Origin of the sequence: Catellatospora coxensis (genome assembly GCF_016862635.1) — a bacterium.
In the GTDB taxonomy this organism is placed as follows: domain Bacteria; phylum Actinomycetota; class Actinomycetes; order Mycobacteriales; family Micromonosporaceae; genus Catellatospora; species Catellatospora coxensis.
This window is the reverse complement of record NZ_BONI01000120.1, coordinates 1-19,571: the sequence shown is the minus strand read 5'-3', so window position 1 is coordinate 19,571 and position 19,571 is coordinate 1. Positions and strand designations below refer to the sequence as shown.

Here is a 19,571-nt window from a genome sequence, read left to right as displayed (position 1 = left end):
CGAAGCGCGCTACCAAGCTGCGCTATACCCCGAAGCGGTGCTCCGAAATAGTAGCTGACCCGGTCCCCGGCTCCAAAACGGGTATCCCCCTCAGCGTGGGATGAGCGTCAGCAAGGTCGCCTCGGGGCGGCAGGCGAAGCGCACCGGAGCGGTCGGATGGGTGCCCAGACCCGCGGAGACGTGCAGCCAGGCCCGGTCCCAGCGGTGCAGGCCGCGGGCCAGTTTGCGGTCCAGCCCGCAGTTGGTGACCAGGGCGCCGACCCCCGGCACGCGGACCTGGCCGCCGTGGGTGTGCCCGGCCAGCAGCAGCTCGAACCCGTCGGCGGTGAACGCGTCGAGCACTCGGGGCTCCGGGGCGTGGCTGAGCGCGATGCGTACCGCGGCCGCCGGGTCGGCCGGCCCGGCCGGGTAGGCGTCCAGGTCGATGTGGGGGTCGTCGACGCCGGCGAGGTCGACGACGCGGCCGCCGGCCTTGAGCGTGGCGCGCTTGTTGTTGAGGTCGACCCAGCCGGCGTCGAGGAAGGCCGTACGCAGGTCCTCGAAGGGCAGCTCGACGCCGTGCTCGTACTCGCGGTCCTCGCGGAAGTAGCCGAAGGGGTTCTTCAGCACCGGGCCGCTGTAGTCGTTCGAGCCGAAGACGAACGCGCCGGGCAGTTCCAGCAGCGGCTCGTACGCGGCGAGCACGCCGGGCACCGCGTCCGGGTGGGCCATGTTGTCGCCGGTCACCACGACCAGGTCGGGGTCGAGGCCGGCCAGCTCGCGGACCCAGCGCTGCTTGCGCCGCTGCTTCGGGGTCAGGTGCAGGTCGGACACGTGGAGCACGCGCAGCGGTTCGGCCTCCGGCGCGAGCAGCGGCACGTCGTACCGGCGGAGGGTGAACATGTTGCGTTCGATGAGCGTGCCGTATGCCAGCGCGCCGGCGCCGACGACGACCGCGCCCAACGCGATTTTCCCGAGCGGACCCATGAGGCTAAGAGTAGTTTCATCGCCCGAGGGCAACACAGTGCCGTCGGAGTGCGGAGCACGGAGAGGTGGGTATGGGCACCCTGAAGGAGCGCCTGACCGAGGACATGCGCTCGGCCATGAAGGCGCGCGACGAGGTGGTGACGGGCACGCTGCGGATGGCGCTGGCGGCCGTCGGTGTCGCCGAGGTCGCCGGGAAGGCCAAGCGTGAGCTGAACGACGAGGAGGTGCTCGCGGTGCTCGCCAAGGAGGCGAAGAAGCGCCGGGAGGCCGAGGTCGCGTTCGCCGACGCGGGCCGCGCCGAGCAGGCCGCGAAGGAGCGGGCCGAGGAGGAGGTGCTGGCCCGATACCTGCCGAAGCAGCTCACCGATGACGAGATCGCGCAGCTGGTGTCGCAGACGCTGGCCGCGGGCGGTTTCAGCGGCATGGGTGCGATGGGCCCGGCGATGAAGGCGGTGCAGGCCGCGGTGGCGGGCCGCGCCGAGGGCGGCAAGGTCTCCGCGGAGGTACGCCGCCAGCTGGCCGCCTGACGCCTGACCTGAGCAAAGGCCGAGGCCCCGTTCGCGATGTGCGAGCGGGGCCTCGTCTGCTGAGCGCGTCAGTTGCGTGGTGGCGGCGGCTGTCCGGGGCCGTTGCCGGGACCGGTGCCCGGCTTGGCGTCCTTGCCGTTGCTGACCTCGATCATCACGATGCCCTTTTTGATGGTCCGTCCGCTCGGCGTGGTGCCGGCCGCGGTGCCCTTCGGGCACTTGGAGTCGATCTGCTCCGTGTTGACCTCGACCTCGAAGCCCTTGGCGCGCAGGATGTTCCTGGCCTCGGGCACCGGCTTGCACTCCACCGACGGGATGGAGACCTGGTCGCCGTATGCGATCTTGCGGCTCGGCTTGGTGAAGGCGACCGCGGGCTTGCCCTTCATGTAGTCGCGCAGGGTCCGCTGCACGGCCGGGTTGACCACGCCGTGCTTCATACCGGTGTCGAACGCCCAGTCCGGGTTGGTGAGGAAGCCCGAGATGGTCAGCTGTTTGGTCGACAGGGTCAGCGTCGCCGAGCGGTCGGCGTCGGTGGTGCCGGTCTTGCCGGTGATCGGCTTGCCGACGATGCCGCGGGAGTCGCGGTTGGTGGCGTGGCCGTTGCACTCGCGGAAGGCGGAGTTGTCGCCACCCGGGCAGCGCCCCGCGTCCACGGCCGCGCGGGCGATGTCCGGCGCGATGACCTGCTTGCAGCGCTTGTCGGCGACGGACAGCTTGTTGCCCTTGATGTCGGTGATCGACTCCACCGGCGTCGGCTCGCAGTACAGGCCGTCGGCGACGAGGGTCGCGTACGCGTTGGCGAGCTGTAGCGGGGTGGTGGCCGAGACGCCGAGGGTGAACGCGCCCCACTGGCTGGCGTTGTTGGAGTAGCCGAGGTCGTCCTGGGTGGTGCCGGGCTCGTCGTGGAACGTGATGCCCATCTTCTTGGCCACGTTCACCACGTTCTGGATCCCGGCCATGATCGCCAGCGGGACGAAGAACGTGTTGACCGAGCTGCCGAAGCCGGTCCACATGTTCTGCACGGCGCCGCCGCCACCGCTGACGCAGTACTTGCCGCCGCAGTTGGCGTCGGGGCCGCTGACGGGGAAGTTGGTGATGAACTGCTTCTTGGTGGCGATGTTGGTCGCCAGCGGGTAGCCCTTCTCCAGCGCGGCGACGATCGTGAAGATCTTGAACGCGGAGCCGGCCTGGTAGCCGGTGAACCCGTCACCGCCGGTCATCAGCGGGTTGGTGGTGTTCGGGTAGGTGCCGCGGACGCCCTTGGCCTTCTTCTTCGGGTCCGAGGAGAGCTTGTTCTGCGGCTTGCTCTTGCTGTCGAGCTTGAAGTTGCGGTTGACCGCCAGCGCCCGCACCTTGCCGCTGCCGGGCTCGACCGCGGCGAGCATCAGGGCCTTGTCGTTGTTCACCGAGATCAGGTCGGCGACGTTCTTGTTGGCGGAGTTCTGGGCGAGCGGGTCCAGCGAGGTCACGACACGGAAGCCACCCGACTTGAGCTGGCGCTCGCGGTCGTACGGGGTCGCCCCGAACACCTCCTGGTCGTTCCACCAGCGCTGGAAGTAGTCGCAGAAGAAGCCCCAGGCGTTCTTGGTGGCCTGCACGCAGCCGTTGGGGGTGATCTTGCCGACGACCTTCAGCTCCTCGGCCTTGGCCAGCGTGGCCTGCTGCTCGGTGAGCGCGCCGGTGCCCACCATCTCGGACAGCACGTAGTTGCGGCGGTCCACGGCGAGCTTCTCGCCGGAGCCGGTCTCCACGTTGAAGTCACCGGGGAACTTCACCAGCGCGGCCAGGAAGGCGGCCTCGGCGGCGGTCAGCGTCTTCGGCTCCTTGCCGAAGTAGACCTGCGACGCGGCGTAGATGCCGTATGCCCGGTTGCCGAAGTATGCGGTGTTGAGGTAGCCCTCGAGGATCTGCTCCTTGGACATCCGCTGCTCGATGGCCATCGCGTAGCGCATCTCGCGGACCTTGCGCTTGGTGGTGTCCTCGGTGGCGTCGACGACCTCCTGCGCGGTGTCGGCCGAGTACGAGATGGAGAGCCGGACGAACTGCATGGTCAGCGTCGAGGCGCCCTGCTGCACGTCGCCGGCCTGCTTGTTGGCCACGAAGGCGCGGGCGATGCCCATCACGTCGACGCCGTTGTGCTCGTAGAACTTCTGGTCCTCGGCGGCGAGGATGGCCTGCTGGACGATCTTGGGGATCTCCGCGATCGGCAGGTCGCGCCGGTTCTCGTCGTACATGGTCGCGATCAGCGTCTTGCCGTCGTTGGCGTAGACGTAGCTGATCTGGGGGGAGCGCTTGACGACCAGCTCGTCGGGGAGCTGGCCGAAGGCTTCACCGCCCGCCTTGGCGGCCAGACCGGACAGTGCCACCGCGGGGAATGCGGCAGCGGCCACCACCACGCCGGCTAGCAAGCCGCAAATCAACAGAGATGCGGCGTTGGCCAGTATGTTGTGGTCGCGCTTTCGCATCAGGGTCACCGCCTCAGGTTACGTGAGCAGGTTTCGGTGTCGCGTGCCGCACCATACCGGGTCAGGCTGCATGGACAGGCGCCTGACAGATCGGCCCCCGCCTCGCCCGCAACCGTCCCGGGCATGTCTTCGTTGTCCAAGACGCACGACCCCTGGCGTGTGGTTGCGTCGCCCCGGTCACGAGATGTCCCCCCGGACGTCGTGGCCGCCCCGTTACTCGCATCTCGACGCTCCGCCGCGGGCCGCCGGACCCCCGTCCCGGCCTGCGGGCGGGCGTCACCCTGCGGCGCGCGTACGCACTGCTCAGGCACTGTTCAGCGCGGTTAAAGACCTTTTTCCGCCATTTTGGCTGACAACGTTGCGTAATCGTCTGACTACGGAGCATGATGGGCGGGCGAGTAACGCACACCGTTCGCGTCGGTTCGGGGGAACCATCGGGGGGATGTGCCCTGCTCAACGACCCTACGGGTCGGAAGAGTCGGGCAAGTCGCGAGCGGTGAGGGGAACGTCAGGGGGGACGTGGACACATGGGCATGGTCAACGATTGGCCCAGTCTCGCGGCGTGCCGGAACGGAGATCCGGACGCGCTGTTCGTTCAGGGCGCGGAGCAGAACATCGCCAAGAGAGTCTGTCGCGGCTGCCCGGTGCGGTACGAGTGCCTGGCGGACGCACTCGACAACCGCATCGAGTTCGGCGTCTGGGGCGGCATGACCGAGCGGGAGCGCCGCGCACTGCTGCGCCGCCACCCGCACGTGGCGAGCTGGAAGCGCGCCTTCGAGGTCGCCATGCAGGAACAGGACCGCCGGGAGCTGGTCCGGGCCTGACTGATAGCACCCATCTCATCATCGAAGGGCCGTTTTCGCCGGATCGGCGGGAACGGCCCTTCGGTTACCCGATGTGACTTATTCGGCCCGTTCGGCCAGCGCCGCGCCGATCGCCCGGAGACCGGCGAGGTCGTGCACGTCGGTCGGCTGCGCCGGCACGTACGCCACCGGCACCTGCGGGAACTCGTCGGTGAACCCGGTCGAGACCTCGGTCTCCCGGGCCACCTGCCGCATCAGCAGCGCGTGCACCTGCAGCGCCTGGGCCGTCAGCGCGTGCTCCGCGTACTCGGCGGACAGCTTCTCGGCCGCCTCCGCGCTGTCGGCCGCCGACAAGTCCGGCAGCTCGGACCGGTGCACCCGGTTGAGCACCAGCCCGGCCAGCGGCATGCGCTCCGCGCCGAGCCGCTCGGCGAAGTAGGCGGCCTCCCGGACCGCGTCCGGCTCCGGCGCGGCCACCACCAGGAACGCGGTCTGCGGATCCTGCAGCACCCGGTAGGTCCGGTCGGCCCGCTCGCGGAAACCGCCGAACGTCGAGTCCAGGGCCGACACGAAACCGGACAGGTCGGTCAGCAGCTGCGCGCCCAGGATCTTCTGCACCGCCTTGGAGAACACCCCGAACGACGCGGTGACCAGGTTGAACATGCTCTTGCCGCCGGCCCGCGCGGGCACCATCAGCAGGCGCAGCATCTTGCCGTCCAGGAAGCGCCCCAGCCGGGCGGGCGCGTCCAGGAAGTCCAGTGCCGACCGGGACGGCGGCGTGTCCACCACGATCAGGTCCCACCGGTCGGTGGCCCGCAACTGGCTCAGCTTCTCCATCGCCATGTACTCCTGCGTCCCGGAGAACGTCGAGCTCATGGCCTGGTAGAAGGGGTTCGCGAAGATTTCCTTCGCCCGCTCCGGCGCGGTGTGGGTGAGCACCACCTCGTCGAAGGTGCGCTTCATGTCCAGCATCATCGCGTGCAGGTCGCCGTCGCCGGACAGCCCTTCCACCGGGCGCGGGGTGTTGTCCAGCTCGGTCAGCCCGAGTGACTGGGCCAGCCGCCGGGCCGGGTCGATGGTCAGCACGACGGTACGGCGGCCGTGCTCCTCGGCGGCTCGCAGCGCCAGCGCGGCGGCGGTGGTCGTCTTGCCGACCCCGCCCGAACCGCAGCAGACCACGATGCGTACGCCGGGGTCGGCCAGCAGGGCGTCCACGTCGAGCATGTGCTCAGCCTAAGGGGCGGAGCGCAGCAGCCCGGCGAGGTGCCGCACACCGGCCAGGTCCACCCCGTCCGGCAGCAGCGGCAACTCGACCACCGGCCGGCCCAGCGTCTCCAGCTCGCCGCGCAGCTCCTCCTCCAGCGCGCGCCGCGCCTGGTGGTCGCGCGACTCGTCGAGCAGGGCGGTCACCGTACGCCGGTCGGTCGGCAGCCCGGCTGCGGCCAGCCCGCGCTTGAGCTCGGCCTGGGTGACCCGGCCGTCGTCGAGCAGCGGCGGGCGGGCGCAATTCACAATGACCTTTCCCACACTGATGTTGAGCGCGGACAGCTCGCGCAGCGCGTCGGCGGTCTCCTGCACCGGCATCTCCTCCAGCAGGGTGACCAGGTGCACCGAGGTCATCGGCGAGCGCAGCAGCGCGGCCACACCCTCGCTCTGCGACTTGATCGGGCCGAGTTTGGCCAGCCGCGCCGCCTCGGCGGTGACGTTGAGGAAACGCCCGATCCGGCCGGTGGGCGGGGCGTCCAGCACCACGGAGCGGTACACCCGGCGGCCGCTGTCGTCGGTGCGGGTGGTCGCCTCCTTCACCTTTCCGGTGAGCAGGATGTCGCGCAGGCCCGGGGCGACGGTGGTGGCGAAGTCGATCGCGCCGAGCTTGCGCAGCGCCCGCCCGGCCGCGCCCATCCGGTAGAACAGCTCCAGGTATTCCAGCAGCGCCTCCTCGGGGTCGACGGCGAGCAGCCGCACGTCCACCCCGGCGTCGCCGAGCCGGCGCTCGGCGTACGGCAGCGGCTCCAGCTCGAACAGCTGGGCCAGGCCCTGCCGTCCCTCGACCTCCACCAGCAGCGTGCGCTGCCCGCCCGCGGCCAGCGCGAACGCGAGCGCGGCGGCGACGGTGGTCTTGCCCACGCCGCCCTTGCCGGTGACCACATGCAGGCGGGCCGGCCAGGCGGTGTCGTGTGCACCGCGGCCGGCCGGCCCGTCGTTACCGTCGTTCAGCACCCCTCGATGGTGCCAGGTGGCTACTTCACCTCGCAGACGAACCAGCCCTCGTGCTTGACGAGAGTCAATGTGAGCTTCTGCTCGGACATCTTCTCGTCGCTGGTGACCAGCTTGACCGTGACCTCGGCGGTCGCCTGGGTGGCAGTCTCGCCGGAGATCTTCGGGGTCTCCCAGGTGAAGTTCGGGCCCTTGAGCTGGGACGTCTGGGCCTTGATCTCGGCGATCTTGGCGTCGATGTCCTTGCGGTCGCGGGCGTCACCGCAGACCAGCTTCTCGGCCGCGGCGGCGTCGCCGTTGTTCTTGTAGATGGCGGTGAGGAAGCTCTGCGTCGCGTCCTTGGCCGTCGTCGCGCCGGTGCCCTCGGTGTTGCGGGTCAGCAGCACGTACGCGCCGATGCCGCCGCCGCACAGCAGCAGGAGCACGCCGAGCACGATGCCGATGATCAGCGGCGCCTTGCTCTTCTTGACCGGCGCGGCCGGCACGCCGGGGGCGCCGGGGTAGGTCATGCCCGGGTAGGCGGGCTGGCCCGACACCGGGTACGCGGGCTGGCCGGACGTCGGGTAGGCGGGCTGGCCCGAGGTCGGGTACGCGGCCTGGCCGGTGGCCGGGTAACTGGGCTGCGCCGGGTACGCGGGCTGGCCCGACACCGGGTACGCGGGCTGGCCGGACACCGGGTAGCCGGCCTGCGGCGTGGTCGGGTACGCGGCGGTCGGCGGCGTGGGGTACGCGGGCGTTCCCGAGACCGGAGCGGGGGCGCCGGACACCGGCGGGGCCGGCGGGTTCTCGGCGATCGGCAGCGTGGCGGGCGGCGTGGTGGCCGGCTCCGGCTCGGTCGGCGGCAGCGGCACCGCGGGCTGCGGCGTCGTCGGCGGCGTGACCGTCGCGGAGGCGAACGGGTCCGCTGGCGGCGGGTACGCGGGCTGCGTGGGCTGCGGCGTCGTCGGCTGCTGTTCGTCGTGCGGCTGGGTCATGCGATCTCCCCTGGTCTTTTTTACGAGGCCGCGACACTCAGCTGCCCCCGCGGCGGCTCAGCTTAACCGCACCTCGCACCCTGTCGCAGCAGGGATCGACCAGCGAGATCTTCCCGGCACGTTAGGTTATGCCCATGACGAAGTGGGAGTACGTCACTGTGCCGCTGCTGGTCCACGCGACCAAGCAGATCCTCGACAACTGGGGCGCCGACGGCTGGGAGCTGGTCCAGGTCGTGCCCGGCCCCAACCCCGAGCAGCTGGTGGCCTACCTGAAGCGGCCGAAGTCCGCCTGAGCACAACCCCGCGGACCCCGCGGTGAAGGAGACAAAGATGTCTGACCCGTACGAAAAGCTTGCTGAGCTCGGCCTGAAGCTGCCCGAGGTGGTCCCGCCGGTGGCGGCGTACGTGCCGGCGCTCCGGTCCGGCGACCACGTGTACGTATCCGGCCAGCTGCCCATGGCCGACGGCAAGCTGCTGGCCACCGGCAAGGTGGGTGCCGAGATCAGCGCCGAGCAGGCGAAAGAGCTGGCCGCCCGATGCGCTCTCAACGGCCTGGCCGCACTTGAATGGCTGGTCGGCCTGGGCAAGGTCGTCCGAATCGTCAAGGTGGTGGGCTTCGTGGCCTCCGCCCCCGGCTTCACCGGCCAGCCCGGCGTCATCAACGGCGCGTCCGAGCTGTTCGGCGCGGTCTTCGGCGAGGCCGGCAAGCACGCCCGCAGCGCCGTCGGCGTCGGCGAGCTGCCGCTGGGCTCCCCGGTCGAGGTCGAGCTGATCGCCGAAGTCCGCGACTGACCTGCCTTTCCGCGCCGCCGGGCCCGCCCCGTTTTGCATAGACGTTGGCCTATCACATCGACTCGGCGTGCGGAAAAGTCGATGTGATAGGCCAACGTCGATTGAAGGCCCCGGCGGGAAAGTCGTGCCGCGCGACCCGAGGCGACGCGCCCCGGGCTCAGTAGAGTTCTCGGCATGACGGCGCGGCTGACCTCGGAACTCCTCCCGGACTGGGTGACCTGGCTGCGGGCACCCAACCCCGGCCCGATGACCCTCGACGGCACCAACACCTGGCTGCTCGACGACGGCACCGTCATCGACCCCGGCCCCGACGACCTGGCCCACCTGGAGGCCATCATCGAAGCGGGCCCGCCCATCCGGCGCATCCTGTTCACCCACGCCCACCCCGACCACGTCGACGGCGTCATCACCCTCATCGCCCTGACCGGCGCCGAGGTCGGCGACCCCCCGGACTGGATCACCCAGCTCGGCACCCCCGGCCACACCTCGGACTCCGTCTGCTTCGTCGCCGAGCGCGACGGGCAGCGGGTGGTCTTCACCGGCGACACCATCCTCGGCCGTGGCAGCAGCGTCGTCGCCTGGCCTGACGGCGACGTCGGCGCTTACCTGAACAGCCTGGACATGCTGTCCGGTTACCCGGTGCCCGGCCTGCCGGGGCACGGCCCGGTCCTGCCGGACTGCGCTGCGGCCGCGGACTGGCTGCGCGCCCACCGGCTGGAGCGCCTGGACCAGGTGCGGGCCGCGCTCAAGCAGGGCGCGAGCACCCCCGAGGACGTGGTGAACATCGTGTACGCCGACGTCGACCCGAACCTCAGATTCGCGGCCGAGTGGACCGTGCGGGCACAACTGGCGTACCTCGCGACGTTGAGCGAGCTGTGAAGCTGTCATGACCTGTCCTGTCTGCGGGACCGTCCCGGTGCCGGCGGCCCGCTTCTGCCACCACTGCGGCGCGGCGCTGCCCGCGGCGGCGACGCTGCCCGCCACCGAGCGCCGGGTGGTCACGGTGCTGTTCGGCGACCTCTCCGACTTCACCTCCTGGTCGGAGGAGCTGGACCCGGAGCGGGTCGGCGCGGTCACCGACCGGGTGCTGTCGGCGCTGGCCGGCGCGGTGAAGACGTTCGGCGGGCACGTGGACAAGCTGACCGGCGACGGCATCATGGCCGTGTTCGGGGCCCCGGTGGCGCACGAGGACGACGCCGAGCGGGCGGTACGGGCCGCGCTGTCGATGCAGCGCGCGGTGCGCCGGGTGCTCGACGACGAGCGGGGCGGCGGCGCGCCGACCGGGCTGCGGCTCGGGCTGAACACCGGGCCGGTGGTCGCGGGCGTGCAGGCGGGGCTGGAGTACACGGTCATCGGCGACACCGTGAACACCGCCGCCCGGCTGGCCGACGCGGCCGCCGTCGGAGCGATCTACGCGGGGGCCCGCACGGTCGCGGCGACCGGGTCCGTGGCGGGCTGGCGCAACCTGCGGCCGCTGCGGCTCAAGGGCAAGCGCGAGCCGGTCGAGACGTACGAGCTGCTGGGCCTGCACGACGCCCGGGGCAGCCGGGCGGGGCTGGGCGAGGAGGGCCCGTTCGTGGGCCGCGAGCCGGAGCTGGGCCGGGTCGCCGGCCGCCTGGCCGAGGTCGTCGACCGGGACGAGCCCCGGGTGCTGGTGTTCACGGCCGAGGCCGGCATCGGCAAGACGCGGTTCGCGTCCGAGGTGGAGCGTTTCGCCAACGGGTACGAGGTCAGCGCGGGCCGCTTCGCGGCGCGTACGCAGGCGCGGGTGCTGTCGGTGCGGTGCGCCGCGTACGGCGAGCGCCGCCGCCTCGCGCCACTGTCCGACCTGGTGAAACTGGCCATCGGCCTGCCCGCGGACAGCGCCACCGCGGTCACCCGGCAGGTCGCCGAGGAGCGGCTGCGCCGGCTGACCACCCGGCTGACCCAGCGCAGCGAGCCCGGCAAGCCGGTCAGCGTGGACGTCGACGCGCTGCTGTCGCTGCTCGGCTATGCCGACCCGAACGAGCTGGCGCAGTGGCACGGCCTGTCCGGCGACGACCCCGAGCAGCCCGGCCGGGAGACGGCCACGCTCGCGGTCGCCGTGGCGCGGCTGCTGGACGCGCTGGCCACCGAGTCCCCGCTGGTCGTGATCGTGGACGACCTGCACGACGGCACCCCGGAGACCCTCGACGCGCTCGGCTTCGCGCTGGAGGAGCTGACCGGGCCGGTGCTGGTGCTGCTGCTGGGCCGCCCCGAGCTGGTACGCCGGGCCGGGCAGCTCACCCGGGTCGCCGACGCCGAGGCGAACACGCTGCCGCCGCTGCGCGGCGCGGACGCGGCGCGGCTGCTCACCGCATACCTCAAGGGCGGAAGGCTGCCGCAGGCCGACGAGGACCGCCTGCTCACCACCGCTCAGGGCAACCCGTTCTACCTGGCCGAGCTGACCACGCTGCTGATGGAGCGCGGCGCGCTGACCAAGGCCGGCGCGCAGTGGCGGCTCACCCCGGGCTCGCTGGGCAACCAGCTGCTGTCCCGGGACCTGGCCGCGGTGCTCGCCGCCCGCATCGACGCGCTGCCGACCGAGGCGCGCGCGGTGCTGCGCGACGCGGCCGTGGTCGGTGACACCGTGCCGGCCGGCGCGCTGGAGGCGCTGCGGGAACGCCGCTCCGGCCGGGACGGGCGGCCCGCCGCCGTGGTCGCCGTCGAGCTGGAGCGGGCCGTCGACGAGCTGCTGCAGCGCCGCATGCTGCGCCGGGTCCGGGGCGGCTTCGCGTTCGCGACCCCGCTGCTGCGCGAGGCCGCGTACGGCGGCGTCGGCAAGGCCGACCTCGCCGACCGGCACGCGTTCCTGGCCCGCTGGGCCGCGCCCGGCGAACCGCCGGTGCAGGTCTCCTCGGGCCGCACCGTGCCCGGCCTGACCGGGGTCGACGAGGCGATGCGCGACGCCTTCGTGGCCGAGCACGCCGAACGGGCCACCCGCCTGGCCGACGCCGTACGGCTGCGCCCGGACGTGGCCGCCCGCCAGGTCGCGCCGCTGGGCGTGGCCGCGCTGGGCCGGGCCGCGCGCCGGGCGGGGCAGTCCGGCGAGCCCGCCGAGGCCGTCGGCTACGGCGAGCGCGCCGCGCGGCTGGCCCCCGGGGCGCTGCCGCTGCCCGACCGGCTGGTGCACGCCCGCTCGCTGCTGCAGTACGGCCGGATCGCCGAGGCGCTGCACGACGCCGAGAAGCTGGTCGCCGACTCCGCCGACGATCCGCGCACCCGGGCCGGGGCACTGCTGCTGGCAGGCCGGGCGCAGGTGGCGCAGGGCGACCCGCGGCATGCCTACCGGCTCTGGTCCGAGGCGCTGACCACGTCCACCGACGCCGAGCTGCCCGGGGAGCGGGCGGAGGCGATGCGCCGGCTGGGCATGGCCGACTTCCTGGGCGGGCGGCTCGGTGACGCGTCCAGCCGGTTCGCCGGGGCGTACCAGATCGCGGTCACCGCGGGCGACCGCAAGTCGCAGGCCTGGTCGCTGCAGAACCTGGCCTGGGTGACCACCACCCGCGGCGACTTCGCCGGCGCGGACGCGGCGCTGGCCCGCGCCGCGCGGCTGTTCGCCGAGGCCAAGGACCCGGTGGGGCGGGCCTGGCTGCGCGGCACCTCCGCGTTCACCCGGCTGCTGTCGGGCCGGCTGACCGAGGCGCTGCGCCTGGCGCACGTGTTCCTGCCGTTCGGGGAGCGGGTCGGGGAGGCGTGGGCGGTCGGCACGCTGCGCGCGGTCGCCGCGTTCGCCGCCGCCGAGCTGGGCGAGCTGGGCGAGGCCGACCGGGAGGCGCGCCGGGCCTACCGCGACTTCGCCGCCGCCAAGGACGTCTGGGGGCGCGGTTTCGCGCTGGTCGCCCGGGGCGTCGTGGCGCGCGGGCTGGGGGAGTACGGCCACGCCGAGGACCTGCTCGGCGAGGCGCTGGAGGAGGGCGAGAAGGTCGGGCACCCGCTGCTGGTGGGCATGGCCGGCACGGTCCGCGGCTTCGTGGCCCTGGACCGGGGCGACTTCGAGGCCGCCGAGCTGGACGCCCGCTCGGTGCTGACCATGGTGTCGCCGTACGGGGTGCTCGACCCGGCCCGGGTCGGGCCCCGCGCGCTGCTGGGCGCGTCCCGGCTGGCGGCGGGCGACTCCGCGATGGCGATCCGGCTGCTCGCCCCGGTCGCGGCCGCGCCGCACGCGCCGTCGATGCTCTACTCCCGCCGCCAAGGTGTCGCCCTGTACGCCGACGCGCTGCTGGCCGCCGGGCGGGTCGAGGAGGCGCTGGCCGCCGCGGAACTGGCCGAGTCGCTGCCCGCGGTGGACGTGCGCAGCCTCGTGCGTTCGGCGGCGTCCTACGCCCGCGCGCTGTCCGCGGCGGGACAGGATGAATCGGCGCTGGTCACGGCCGAGCGGGCGCGGGCGCTGGCGGACGGCACGCAGCAGGCGAGCGAGCGTGCCGTTGCATTGGCGACATGGGGTGCCGTCACGTCAGGGCGAGGCGCTACCGTCTAGCCCGTGACCAACACGTCCGCCTTCCCGGAGATCCCCGGACTCACCGATCTGTCGCTGCTCGCCGTCGGCGGGTACGCGACGATCTTCCGGGCTGTGCAGGGGTCGGTCGGGCGCGAGGTCGCCGTCAAGGTGGAGAACCGCACCATCGACACCGACCGGGACCGCTCGCGTTTCCTGCGCGAGGCGCGCGCCGCGGGCAAGATGTCCGGGCACCCGCACGTGGCGGACCTGTTCGACGCCGGGGTGACCGCGGACAACCACCCCTATCTGATCATGGAGCTGTACGCGGGCTCCTACCAGGACCGCATGCCGCTGCGCCCGCACGAGGTGCGCGACCTCGGCGTGAAGATCGCCGACGCGCTGGCCGACGCGCACGAGCGCGGCGTCGTGCACCGCGACGTGAAGCCGGCGAACATCCTGATCAGCCACTTCGGCGAGCCCGCGCTGGCCGACTTCGGGCTGGCCATCCTCGCCGAGATCCGCGACCCCCACATCACCCTCGACGTGATGACCCCGGCGTACGCGCCGCCCGAGGCGTTCCGCCGCGCCGAGCCCGCCCCGCCCGGCGACGTGTACGCGCTCTGCGCCACCCTGTACGCCCTGCTGCGCGGGGCCCCGCCGCGCTGGGAACGCGACCACCCGCCCGGCCTGCTCACCCTGATCGAGATGTTCGCCCAGCCGGTGCCGGACCTGCCCGAGGTGCCCGCCGCGCTCTGCGCGATCCTGCGCCAGGGCATGGACAACGACCCCGCCGCCCGGCCCACCGCACGGGCCCTGGAAGAGCTGCTGGCCTCGGTCGATCTCGACGGACCGGCGCAGGAGGACCAGTCGACGGTGGACGTCTCGAACGTCGCCGGACCCGAGATCCCGGCCCAGCGCCAGGGCTTCTTCGGCAACCTCATCGACAAACTGTTCCAGTGATCCACGCGATGAGGTAAGGCACGACGCGCCGTCGAGTGCGTGTCGCCCTCCTTGAACCACTCGTTGCTCTGGTGTCAACAAGCGGTGGAGCACCGAGGAGCAGGTTCACCATGGCGACTCTCGACACCGCGCTGGACCCCCGCGCGCCCTCCTTCCTGGAAAACCGAAGCACCGCCCAGGCGGCCCTGCGCGCGCTGGAACAGGCGCACATGCAGGCCCGCGACGGCGGCGGCGAGAAGGAGGTGACCAGGCACCACGCCCGCGGCAAGCTGCTGCCCCGCGAGCGCATCGAACTGCTCGTCGACTCCGACACCGCGCTGCTGGAGCTCGCCGCCACGGCGGGCCGCGAGGCCGGCGAGCCGGCCGGCGCCGGGCTGGTCACCGCGCTGGGCGTGGTCGACGGCATCGAGTGCATGCTGATCGCCAACGACCCGACCGTGTACGTCGGCGGGCCGGCCCAGGCGGGCCGGGCCAAGTTCGCCCGCGCCGTGGAACTGGCCGACCGGCACCTGCTGCCGCTCGTGCTGCTGCTGGAGTCGACGCCGGAGGAACAGGGCCGGGCCGCGGTGCCCGATCCCTGCTTCGCGCGGCTCGGGCGGATGGCCGCCCCGGTGCTCTGCGCCGTCTTCGGCCCGCTCGACGCCTGGCTCGCCCCGCTGCCCGACCTGGCCGACCACGCCATCACGGTGCGCGGGCGCGGGGACGCGGCCCGGATGGACATGGTCGCCGAGGACGAGCGCGACGCGCTGCGCATGGTGCGCCAGACGGTGCGCCGCCTGGTCACCTTCCAGCGGGGGCCGCTGGCCGGAGCGGTCGAGCCGCCGCGGTACGAGGTGGAGGAGCTGCTCGCCGTGGCCAGCGCCGACCCGGCCGCGGTGACCGAGCCGCGCGAGGTGCTGGCCCGCGTGCTCGACGGCTCCGACCTGGACGAATTCCGCCCCCAGCGGGGCGGCGCGCTGCTGGCCGGGTTCGGTGCGGTGCACGGCCACCCGGTGGCGGTGCTCGCGGCGACCGGCCCCGCGATCGACCCGGACAGCGCCGACAAGGGCGTGGAACTGGCCCGGCTGGCCGGCAAGGCGGGCGTGCCCGTGCTCGTGCTGGCCAACCCGGCCGGGCACGCCCAGCCCGACAGCTCCGCGCTGCTGCTGCGGGCGCTGGCCCAGGCCGACCGGATCACGCTGGTGCTGGGCACCTCCCCCGGGTCGTGGGCGCTGGCCGGGCCCGGCTTCCGGTTCAGCTGGCCGGTGGGCGACCTGTCCACCGAGCCGTACGACGGTGTGATCGACCCGCGCGACACCCGGACCGTGCTGGGCATCTGCCTGTCGGTGAGCGCGACGGCGGCCCGCAGGGCCCCGGGCAGCGCGCCAGAGCGTGAGGTGGCGTCATGATCCGCAGACTGCTGGTGGCCAACCGGGGCGAGATCGCCCGTCGCATCTTCGCGACCTGCCGCGCCGTCGGGGTGGAGACCGTCGCGGTCTACTCCATCGCCGACACCGACTCCCCGTACGTCGCCGAGGCCGACTACGCCGTGCAGCTGCCCGGTTCCGCGCCGAGCGCGACCTACCTGCGCGGGGACCTGATCCTCGCGGCGGCCCGCAAGACCGGCGCGGACGCGATCCACCCCGGCTACGGCTTCCTCGCCGAGAACGCCGACTTCGCCGCGATGGTCGTCGACGCCGGGTTGACCTGGGTCGGCCCGCCTTCGAAGATCATCTCTGTGATGGCCTCCAAGGTCGACGCGAAGGCGCTGCTGGCCGAGGCCGAGGTGCCGGTGCTGCCGAGCTGGACCGACCCGTCCGAGGTCGACGAGTACCCGGTGCTGGTCAAGGCGGCCATCGGCGGCGGCGGCCGCGGCATGCGCATCGTGCGCGACGCGGACTCGCTGGCCGAGGCGGTCTCCTCGGCCCGGCGCGAGGCCTTCGGCGCGTTCGGCGACTCGGCCGTGTTCTGCGAGCGCTACGTCGAGCAGGCCCGGCACATCGAGGTGCAGATCGTGGCCGACCAGCACGGCAACATCGTGACGCTGGGCGAGCGCGAGTGCTCCATCCAGCGCCGGCACCAGAAGATCATCGAGGAGGCGCCGTCCCCGGCCGTCTCCCCGGAACTGCGCGAGAACCTGTGCGCCGCCGCCGTCCTGGTCGCCGAGGCCATCGGCTACGTCGGCATCGGCACGGTCGAGTTCCTGCTCAGCCCCGACGGGGAGTTCTACTTCCTGGAGATGAACACCCGGCTGCAGGTCGAGCACCCGGTCACCGAGTGCGTCACCGGCTTCGACCTGGTCCGGCTGCAGATGTACCTGGCCGAGGGCGGCCAGCTGCCGTTCCAGTCCGCGCCGCCGATGCGCGGGCACTCGATCGAGGTCCGACTGTGCGCCGAGGACCCGGCCAGCAACTGGCTACCCGCCACCGGGCAGGTGCACCGGCTCGACGTGCCCGAGGTCTCCGCCCAGTTCCGGCCCATGCTCCAGCCCGGCATCCGGGTCGACTCCGGGGTGGAACCCGGCAGCGTAGTCGGCGTGCACTACGACTCGCTGCTGGCCAAGCTCGTCGCCTGGGCACCCACCCGGTACGAGGCCGCCCGCATGCTGGCCGGCACGCTGGCGCGTACCCGCATCCACGGCCTGGTCACCAACCGCGACCTGCTGGTCCGGGTGCTGCGGCACCCGGCGTTCCTGACCGGCCAGATCGACACCGGCCTGCTCGACCGGCAGCCCGAGGTGTTCGCGCCGCTGCTGTCCTCGGTGGAGGCCGTCCGGCTCAGCTGCCTGGCCGCGGCGCTGGCGGCCGCCGCCAAGCGGCGGGCCGAGGCCCCGGTGCAGCGCGGCATCCCGTCCGGCTGGCGCAACGTGCCGACCGGCGCGCAGACCGTGGTGTACGACGGACCCGCCGGCCCGGTCGAGGTCGGCTACCGCCTCGACGGCACCGGCGCGCTCGCCCAGTGGTGGGTCCGCGCCGTCGACCCCGAGGAACTCGACCTCGCCGGGCTGGGCCAGGTCGGCCCCGTCGACGACCACCCGCCCGTGGCGGTCGTCTCGGCCGACCCGGACGCGGTGGTGCTCGACGTCGCCGGCATCCGGCTGGCCCTGCACGTGCACGAGGTCGGCGAGACCGCGTACGTCGACAGCGCCGAGGGCTCGCTGGCCCTGCGCCGCCTGCCCCGCTTCCCGGAGCCCGTACAGGAGCTGGAGGAGGGCTCGCTGACCGCCCCGCTGCCCGGCGCGGTCGGCCGTGTCCTGGTCGCCCCCGGCCAGCGCGTCGGCGCCGGCGACCTCCTCCTCACCCTGGAGGCGATGAAGCTGGAGCACCCGGTGCACGCCCCCGCCGACGGCGTGGTCGCCGCAGTCACCGTCCGCCCCGGCGTCCTCGTCGACACCGGCGCCCTCCTCGCCGTCCTCACCCCCGCCTGAGAGAAAGGAAGGGCACCTTCACAACGCTCCGCGTTGTAGAAGGTGCCCTTCTTAACACCCCCACACCCTGACCAGCACCAACGCACACCCGCCGCCGCCCCGGCCGTCGGGTGTCCTGCAGTTTCGGGGAAACTGCGCCTATCCACGGCCTGATTACCGCAGTTTCCGTGAAACCGCGGGTGAAGCGGGATGGGGAGGCGGGCGTGGGAACGCCGAAAGGACGTCCCCCGGTGGGCTGGATGGGGCCCGGGTCGGGGGACGTCCTTCGGTGGTGCGTGGTCAGCGCGGGTCTTCGGTCAGCGGAAGGGAGTCGCGCTGGTTGCCGGCCTGCCGGCGGGGTGAGGCGGGTGCAGTGTTTCGCCGGTTCCGGTCCGCGGGTGACTTCTCAAGTCGTCGTGGGCCGTACCCGCCGGCAGGCCGGACGGCTACCGGTTGGCGGACGCGCCGCCGACGCTCCAGGCGGCCGCGTCGCCGAGCACGCCGACGGCCACGCCGCTGACGTTGATCGGGATCTGGATCGGCGCGTACACCTGGGTGCCGTTCAGGATGCCGTGGTTGCCGGCGCTGATCATCTTGACGTCGTCGCCGTGACGGTGCTTGCCCTGGTGGTGGTCGTGACCGTGGTCCGGGCACGGCTGCGGGCGGGGCTTCGGCCGCGGCTTCGGGTGGTGGTTGTGGCCGCCGCCGTTGCCACCGCAGCCGCTGTTGCAGGTCGTCCCGTTGCCGCCGCCGTTGCCGCCGGTGCTGGTGTTGTGCTCGGCGGCGTCGCTCTCGGTGTCGAAGCGGCCCATGGTGCCGACCCCGTCCAGGGCGTCGATGTCGATCGCGTCGGCGTTGCGCGCCACACCCTGGTTGCCCAGCAGGCCGCCGACGACGGGCAGGCCGCCCTTGGTCAGGTTGCCGACCAGCGGCAGGCCGCCGTTGCCGAGGCTGCCGACGAGCGGGAGGCCGCCGTCGCCGAGGCTGCCGACGAGCGGGAGACCGCCCTTGGTCAGGTTGCCGACCAGCGGCAGGCCGCCGTTGGTCAGGCCGCCCACCAGCGGCAGGCCGCCGAGCAGGTCACCGGACTCGGTCGACTCGCGGTCGTAGCCGTCGTCGTCGTGGTCGCAGCGGCTGTCGCACTGGTGCTTCTTCTTGTGGTGGTCGCCGTCGGCGTCGGCGCTCGCGCCGCCCTTGCACTTCGCCGCGGCGTTGCCGAGCACGCCCGCAGCCACGCCGCACACGTTGATCGGGGCCTGGATCGGCGCGAAGATCTGCGTGCCGTTCAGGATGCCGGTGTTGTTGGTGCTGATCAGGCGGGCGTCGTACACGCCGTCGAGCTCGGCGGCGCTGCCACCCACGCAGCCGGCGACCGCGTCGCCGCCCACGCTCGCGGCGATACCGCAGAGGTTGATCGGGGCCTGGATCGGCGCGAAGACCTGCGTGCCGTTCAGGATGCCGGTGTTGCCCGCACTGAAAACGGTGGTGTCGGCGTACGCGGCGGTGCCGCCGGTGGCCATGACCGCGCCGGCAGTCAGCGCGCCGGCCTTGAGTGAGCGTCGAACCCACGTGTTCATAGTGGTAGGGACCTCTTTCGATCGTCGGAGACATCCGACCGACCGATCGAGGCGGTGCAAGAGGTGTCCGATACGCCCAGGCACAGGCGAAAGGTCACCGCACGATCGGTCACTGTGGACACGTCTAGCCGCGCTCAATTTGCGAGGTTCGCGACCACTCGGACCAACGAAGTCCCACTGGGGCTGACATGTCGGCGACAATTTCCCGACACTTTGACCAGCCAATATGTACGGGTATGTCCGGATTTATGCCTGATCACTGGGCTTCGCGGACCACCCGTCGCAACACCTAACGACGCGGACCCTCATCCGTCGCTCGGCCCGCCCACCCTGACCGAACGTACGACCTCACCGGCCTGCCGTCTGCCGTCAGGCCGGCCCGACCGCCGCAAGGTCATCCGACTTGCCTGGCAGGTGTGCGTATCTTGAGCGCGCATTCGCCCATG

General features: G+C 72.5%; 15 protein-coding genes. 9 read left to right on the top strand and 6 right to left on the bottom strand.

The window, feature by feature from the left end; genetic code table 11:
- Nucleotides 1-90: 90 nt before the first annotated feature.
- Nucleotides 91-966, bottom strand: a complete 876-nt coding sequence (locus Cco03nite_RS39385; protein WP_203699142.1) for a metallophosphoesterase — start codon at nucleotides 964-966, stop codon at nucleotides 91-93.
- 71 nt (nucleotides 967-1,037) lie between these two features.
- Between Cco03nite_RS39385 and Cco03nite_RS39380 the strand changes: the two genes are divergently transcribed.
- Nucleotides 1,038-1,493, top strand: coding sequence for a GatB/YqeY domain-containing protein (locus Cco03nite_RS39380; RefSeq protein WP_203699141.1), 456 nt, complete (start codon nucleotides 1,038-1,040; stop codon nucleotides 1,491-1,493).
- A gap of 68 nt (nucleotides 1,494-1,561) precedes the next feature.
- Here the strand turns inward: Cco03nite_RS39380 and Cco03nite_RS39375 are convergent, their stop codons facing one another.
- A complete protein-coding gene (locus tag Cco03nite_RS39375) occupies nucleotides 1,562-3,958 on the bottom strand; it encodes a transglycosylase domain-containing protein (protein ID WP_203699145.1) in 2,397 nt (798 codons plus the stop codon).
- Nucleotides 3,959-4,485: 527 nt separating this feature from the next.
- Between Cco03nite_RS39375 and Cco03nite_RS39370 the strand changes: the two genes are divergently transcribed.
- On the top strand, nucleotides 4,486-4,782 hold the full coding sequence (locus Cco03nite_RS39370) for a WhiB family transcriptional regulator (RefSeq protein ID WP_203699140.1): 297 nt from the start codon (nucleotides 4,486-4,488) through the stop codon (nucleotides 4,780-4,782).
- A 78-nt stretch (nucleotides 4,783-4,860) separates the two neighbouring features.
- Here the strand turns inward: Cco03nite_RS39370 and bagB are convergent, their stop codons facing one another.
- Genes bagB through Cco03nite_RS39355 form a run of 3 tightly spaced genes read right to left on the bottom strand, consistent with a single transcriptional unit; the run spans nucleotide 4,861 to nucleotide 7,952 of the window.
- Nucleotides 4,861-5,985: an ArsA family ATPase gene (gene bagB / locus Cco03nite_RS39365; protein WP_203699139.1), complete on the bottom strand. Its 1,125-nt coding sequence runs from the start codon at nucleotides 5,983-5,985 to the stop codon at nucleotides 4,861-4,863.
- Between the two features lie 9 nt (nucleotides 5,986-5,994).
- A complete protein-coding gene (gene bagA, locus Cco03nite_RS39360; RefSeq protein ID WP_203699144.1) occupies nucleotides 5,995-6,978 on the bottom strand; it encodes an ATPase BagA in 984 nt (327 codons plus the stop codon).
- A gap of 23 nt (nucleotides 6,979-7,001) precedes the next feature.
- Nucleotides 7,002-7,952, bottom strand: a complete 951-nt coding sequence (locus tag Cco03nite_RS39355; protein WP_203699138.1) for an Rv0361 family membrane protein — start codon at nucleotides 7,950-7,952, stop codon at nucleotides 7,002-7,004.
- Nucleotides 7,953-8,086: 134 nt separating this feature from the next.
- On the opposite strand from Cco03nite_RS39355, the gene sp36 reads away from it, so the two are divergent.
- The 7 genes from sp36 to Cco03nite_RS39320 all read left to right on the top strand — a co-directional run bounded on the left by sp36 (nucleotide 8,087) and on the right by Cco03nite_RS39320 (nucleotide 17,569).
- Nucleotides 8,087-8,245, top strand: a complete 159-nt coding sequence (sp36, locus tag Cco03nite_RS39350) for a Sp36 family protein (protein WP_120317449.1) — start codon at nucleotides 8,087-8,089, stop codon at nucleotides 8,243-8,245.
- Nucleotides 8,246-8,282: 37 nt separating this feature from the next.
- On the top strand, nucleotides 8,283-8,744 hold the full coding sequence (locus Cco03nite_RS39345; protein ID WP_203699137.1) for a RidA family protein: 462 nt from the start codon (nucleotides 8,283-8,285) through the stop codon (nucleotides 8,742-8,744).
- Nucleotides 8,745-8,918: 174 nt separating this feature from the next.
- The gene (locus Cco03nite_RS39340; RefSeq protein WP_203699136.1) at nucleotides 8,919-9,623 is read left to right on the top strand and encodes an MBL fold metallo-hydrolase; all 705 of its coding nucleotides are present in this window, start codon (nucleotides 8,919-8,921) and stop codon (nucleotides 9,621-9,623) included.
- 7 nt (nucleotides 9,624-9,630) lie between these two features.
- Nucleotides 9,631-13,242 (top strand): adenylate/guanylate cyclase domain-containing protein, encoded by a 3,612-nt coding sequence (locus tag Cco03nite_RS39335; protein ID WP_203699135.1) that lies wholly within the window; start codon nucleotides 9,631-9,633, stop codon nucleotides 13,240-13,242.
- A 3-nt stretch (nucleotides 13,243-13,245) separates the two neighbouring features.
- A complete protein-coding gene (locus Cco03nite_RS39330) occupies nucleotides 13,246-14,163 on the top strand; it encodes a serine/threonine-protein kinase (RefSeq protein WP_239168029.1) in 918 nt (305 codons plus the stop codon).
- A 110-nt stretch (nucleotides 14,164-14,273) separates the two neighbouring features.
- Nucleotides 14,274-15,551 (top strand): carboxyl transferase domain-containing protein, encoded by a 1,278-nt coding sequence (locus Cco03nite_RS39325; RefSeq protein ID WP_203699134.1) that lies wholly within the window; start codon nucleotides 14,274-14,276, stop codon nucleotides 15,549-15,551.
- Nucleotides 15,548-17,569: an acetyl/propionyl/methylcrotonyl-CoA carboxylase subunit alpha gene (locus Cco03nite_RS39320; RefSeq protein WP_203699133.1), complete on the top strand. Its 2,022-nt coding sequence runs from the start codon at nucleotides 15,548-15,550 to the stop codon at nucleotides 17,567-17,569. Before Cco03nite_RS39325 ends, Cco03nite_RS39320 begins: the two co-directional genes overlap by 4 nt.
- Nucleotides 17,570-17,994: 425 nt before the next feature.
- Here Cco03nite_RS39320 and Cco03nite_RS39315 read toward each other — a convergent pair whose 3' ends face one another.
- On the bottom strand, nucleotides 17,995-19,125 hold the full coding sequence (locus Cco03nite_RS39315) for a chaplin family protein (RefSeq protein ID WP_203699132.1): 1,131 nt from the start codon (nucleotides 19,123-19,125) through the stop codon (nucleotides 17,995-17,997).
- Between the last annotated feature and the right edge of the window lie 446 nt (nucleotides 19,126-19,571).

What these genes read in the sequence shown, in the direction of transcription:
- Cco03nite_RS39355 (WP_203699138.1), bottom strand. Translation starts at nt 7,952, where the DNA reads ATGACCCAGCCGCACGACGAACAGCAGCCGACGACGCCGCAGCCCACG.
- Cco03nite_RS39375 (WP_203699145.1), bottom strand. Translation starts at nt 3,958, where the DNA reads ATGCGAAAGCGCGACCACAACATACTGGCCAACGCCGCATCTCTGTTG.
- bagB (WP_203699139.1), bottom strand. Translation starts at nt 5,985, where the DNA reads ATGCTCGACGTGGACGCCCTGCTGGCCGACCCCGGCGTACGCATCGTG.
- Cco03nite_RS39315 (WP_203699132.1), bottom strand. Translation starts at nt 19,125, where the DNA reads ATGAACACGTGGGTTCGACGCTCACTCAAGGCCGGCGCGCTGACTGCC.
- Cco03nite_RS39370 (WP_203699140.1), top strand. Translation starts at nt 4,486, where the DNA reads ATGGGCATGGTCAACGATTGGCCCAGTCTCGCGGCGTGCCGGAACGGA.
- Cco03nite_RS39340 (WP_203699136.1), top strand. Translation starts at nt 8,919, where the DNA reads ATGACGGCGCGGCTGACCTCGGAACTCCTCCCGGACTGGGTGACCTGG.
- sp36 (WP_120317449.1), top strand. Translation starts at nt 8,087, where the DNA reads ATGACGAAGTGGGAGTACGTCACTGTGCCGCTGCTGGTCCACGCGACC.
- Cco03nite_RS39335 (WP_203699135.1), top strand. Translation starts at nt 9,631, where the DNA reads ATGACCTGTCCTGTCTGCGGGACCGTCCCGGTGCCGGCGGCCCGCTTC.
- Cco03nite_RS39325 (WP_203699134.1), top strand. Translation starts at nt 14,274, where the DNA reads ATGGCGACTCTCGACACCGCGCTGGACCCCCGCGCGCCCTCCTTCCTG.
- Cco03nite_RS39345 (WP_203699137.1), top strand. Translation starts at nt 8,283, where the DNA reads ATGTCTGACCCGTACGAAAAGCTTGCTGAGCTCGGCCTGAAGCTGCCC.
- Cco03nite_RS39380 (WP_203699141.1), top strand. Translation starts at nt 1,038, where the DNA reads ATGGGCACCCTGAAGGAGCGCCTGACCGAGGACATGCGCTCGGCCATG.
- Cco03nite_RS39320 (WP_203699133.1), top strand. Translation starts at nt 15,548, where the DNA reads ATGATCCGCAGACTGCTGGTGGCCAACCGGGGCGAGATCGCCCGTCGC.
- Cco03nite_RS39385 (WP_203699142.1), bottom strand. Translation starts at nt 966, where the DNA reads ATGGGTCCGCTCGGGAAAATCGCGTTGGGCGCGGTCGTCGTCGGCGCC.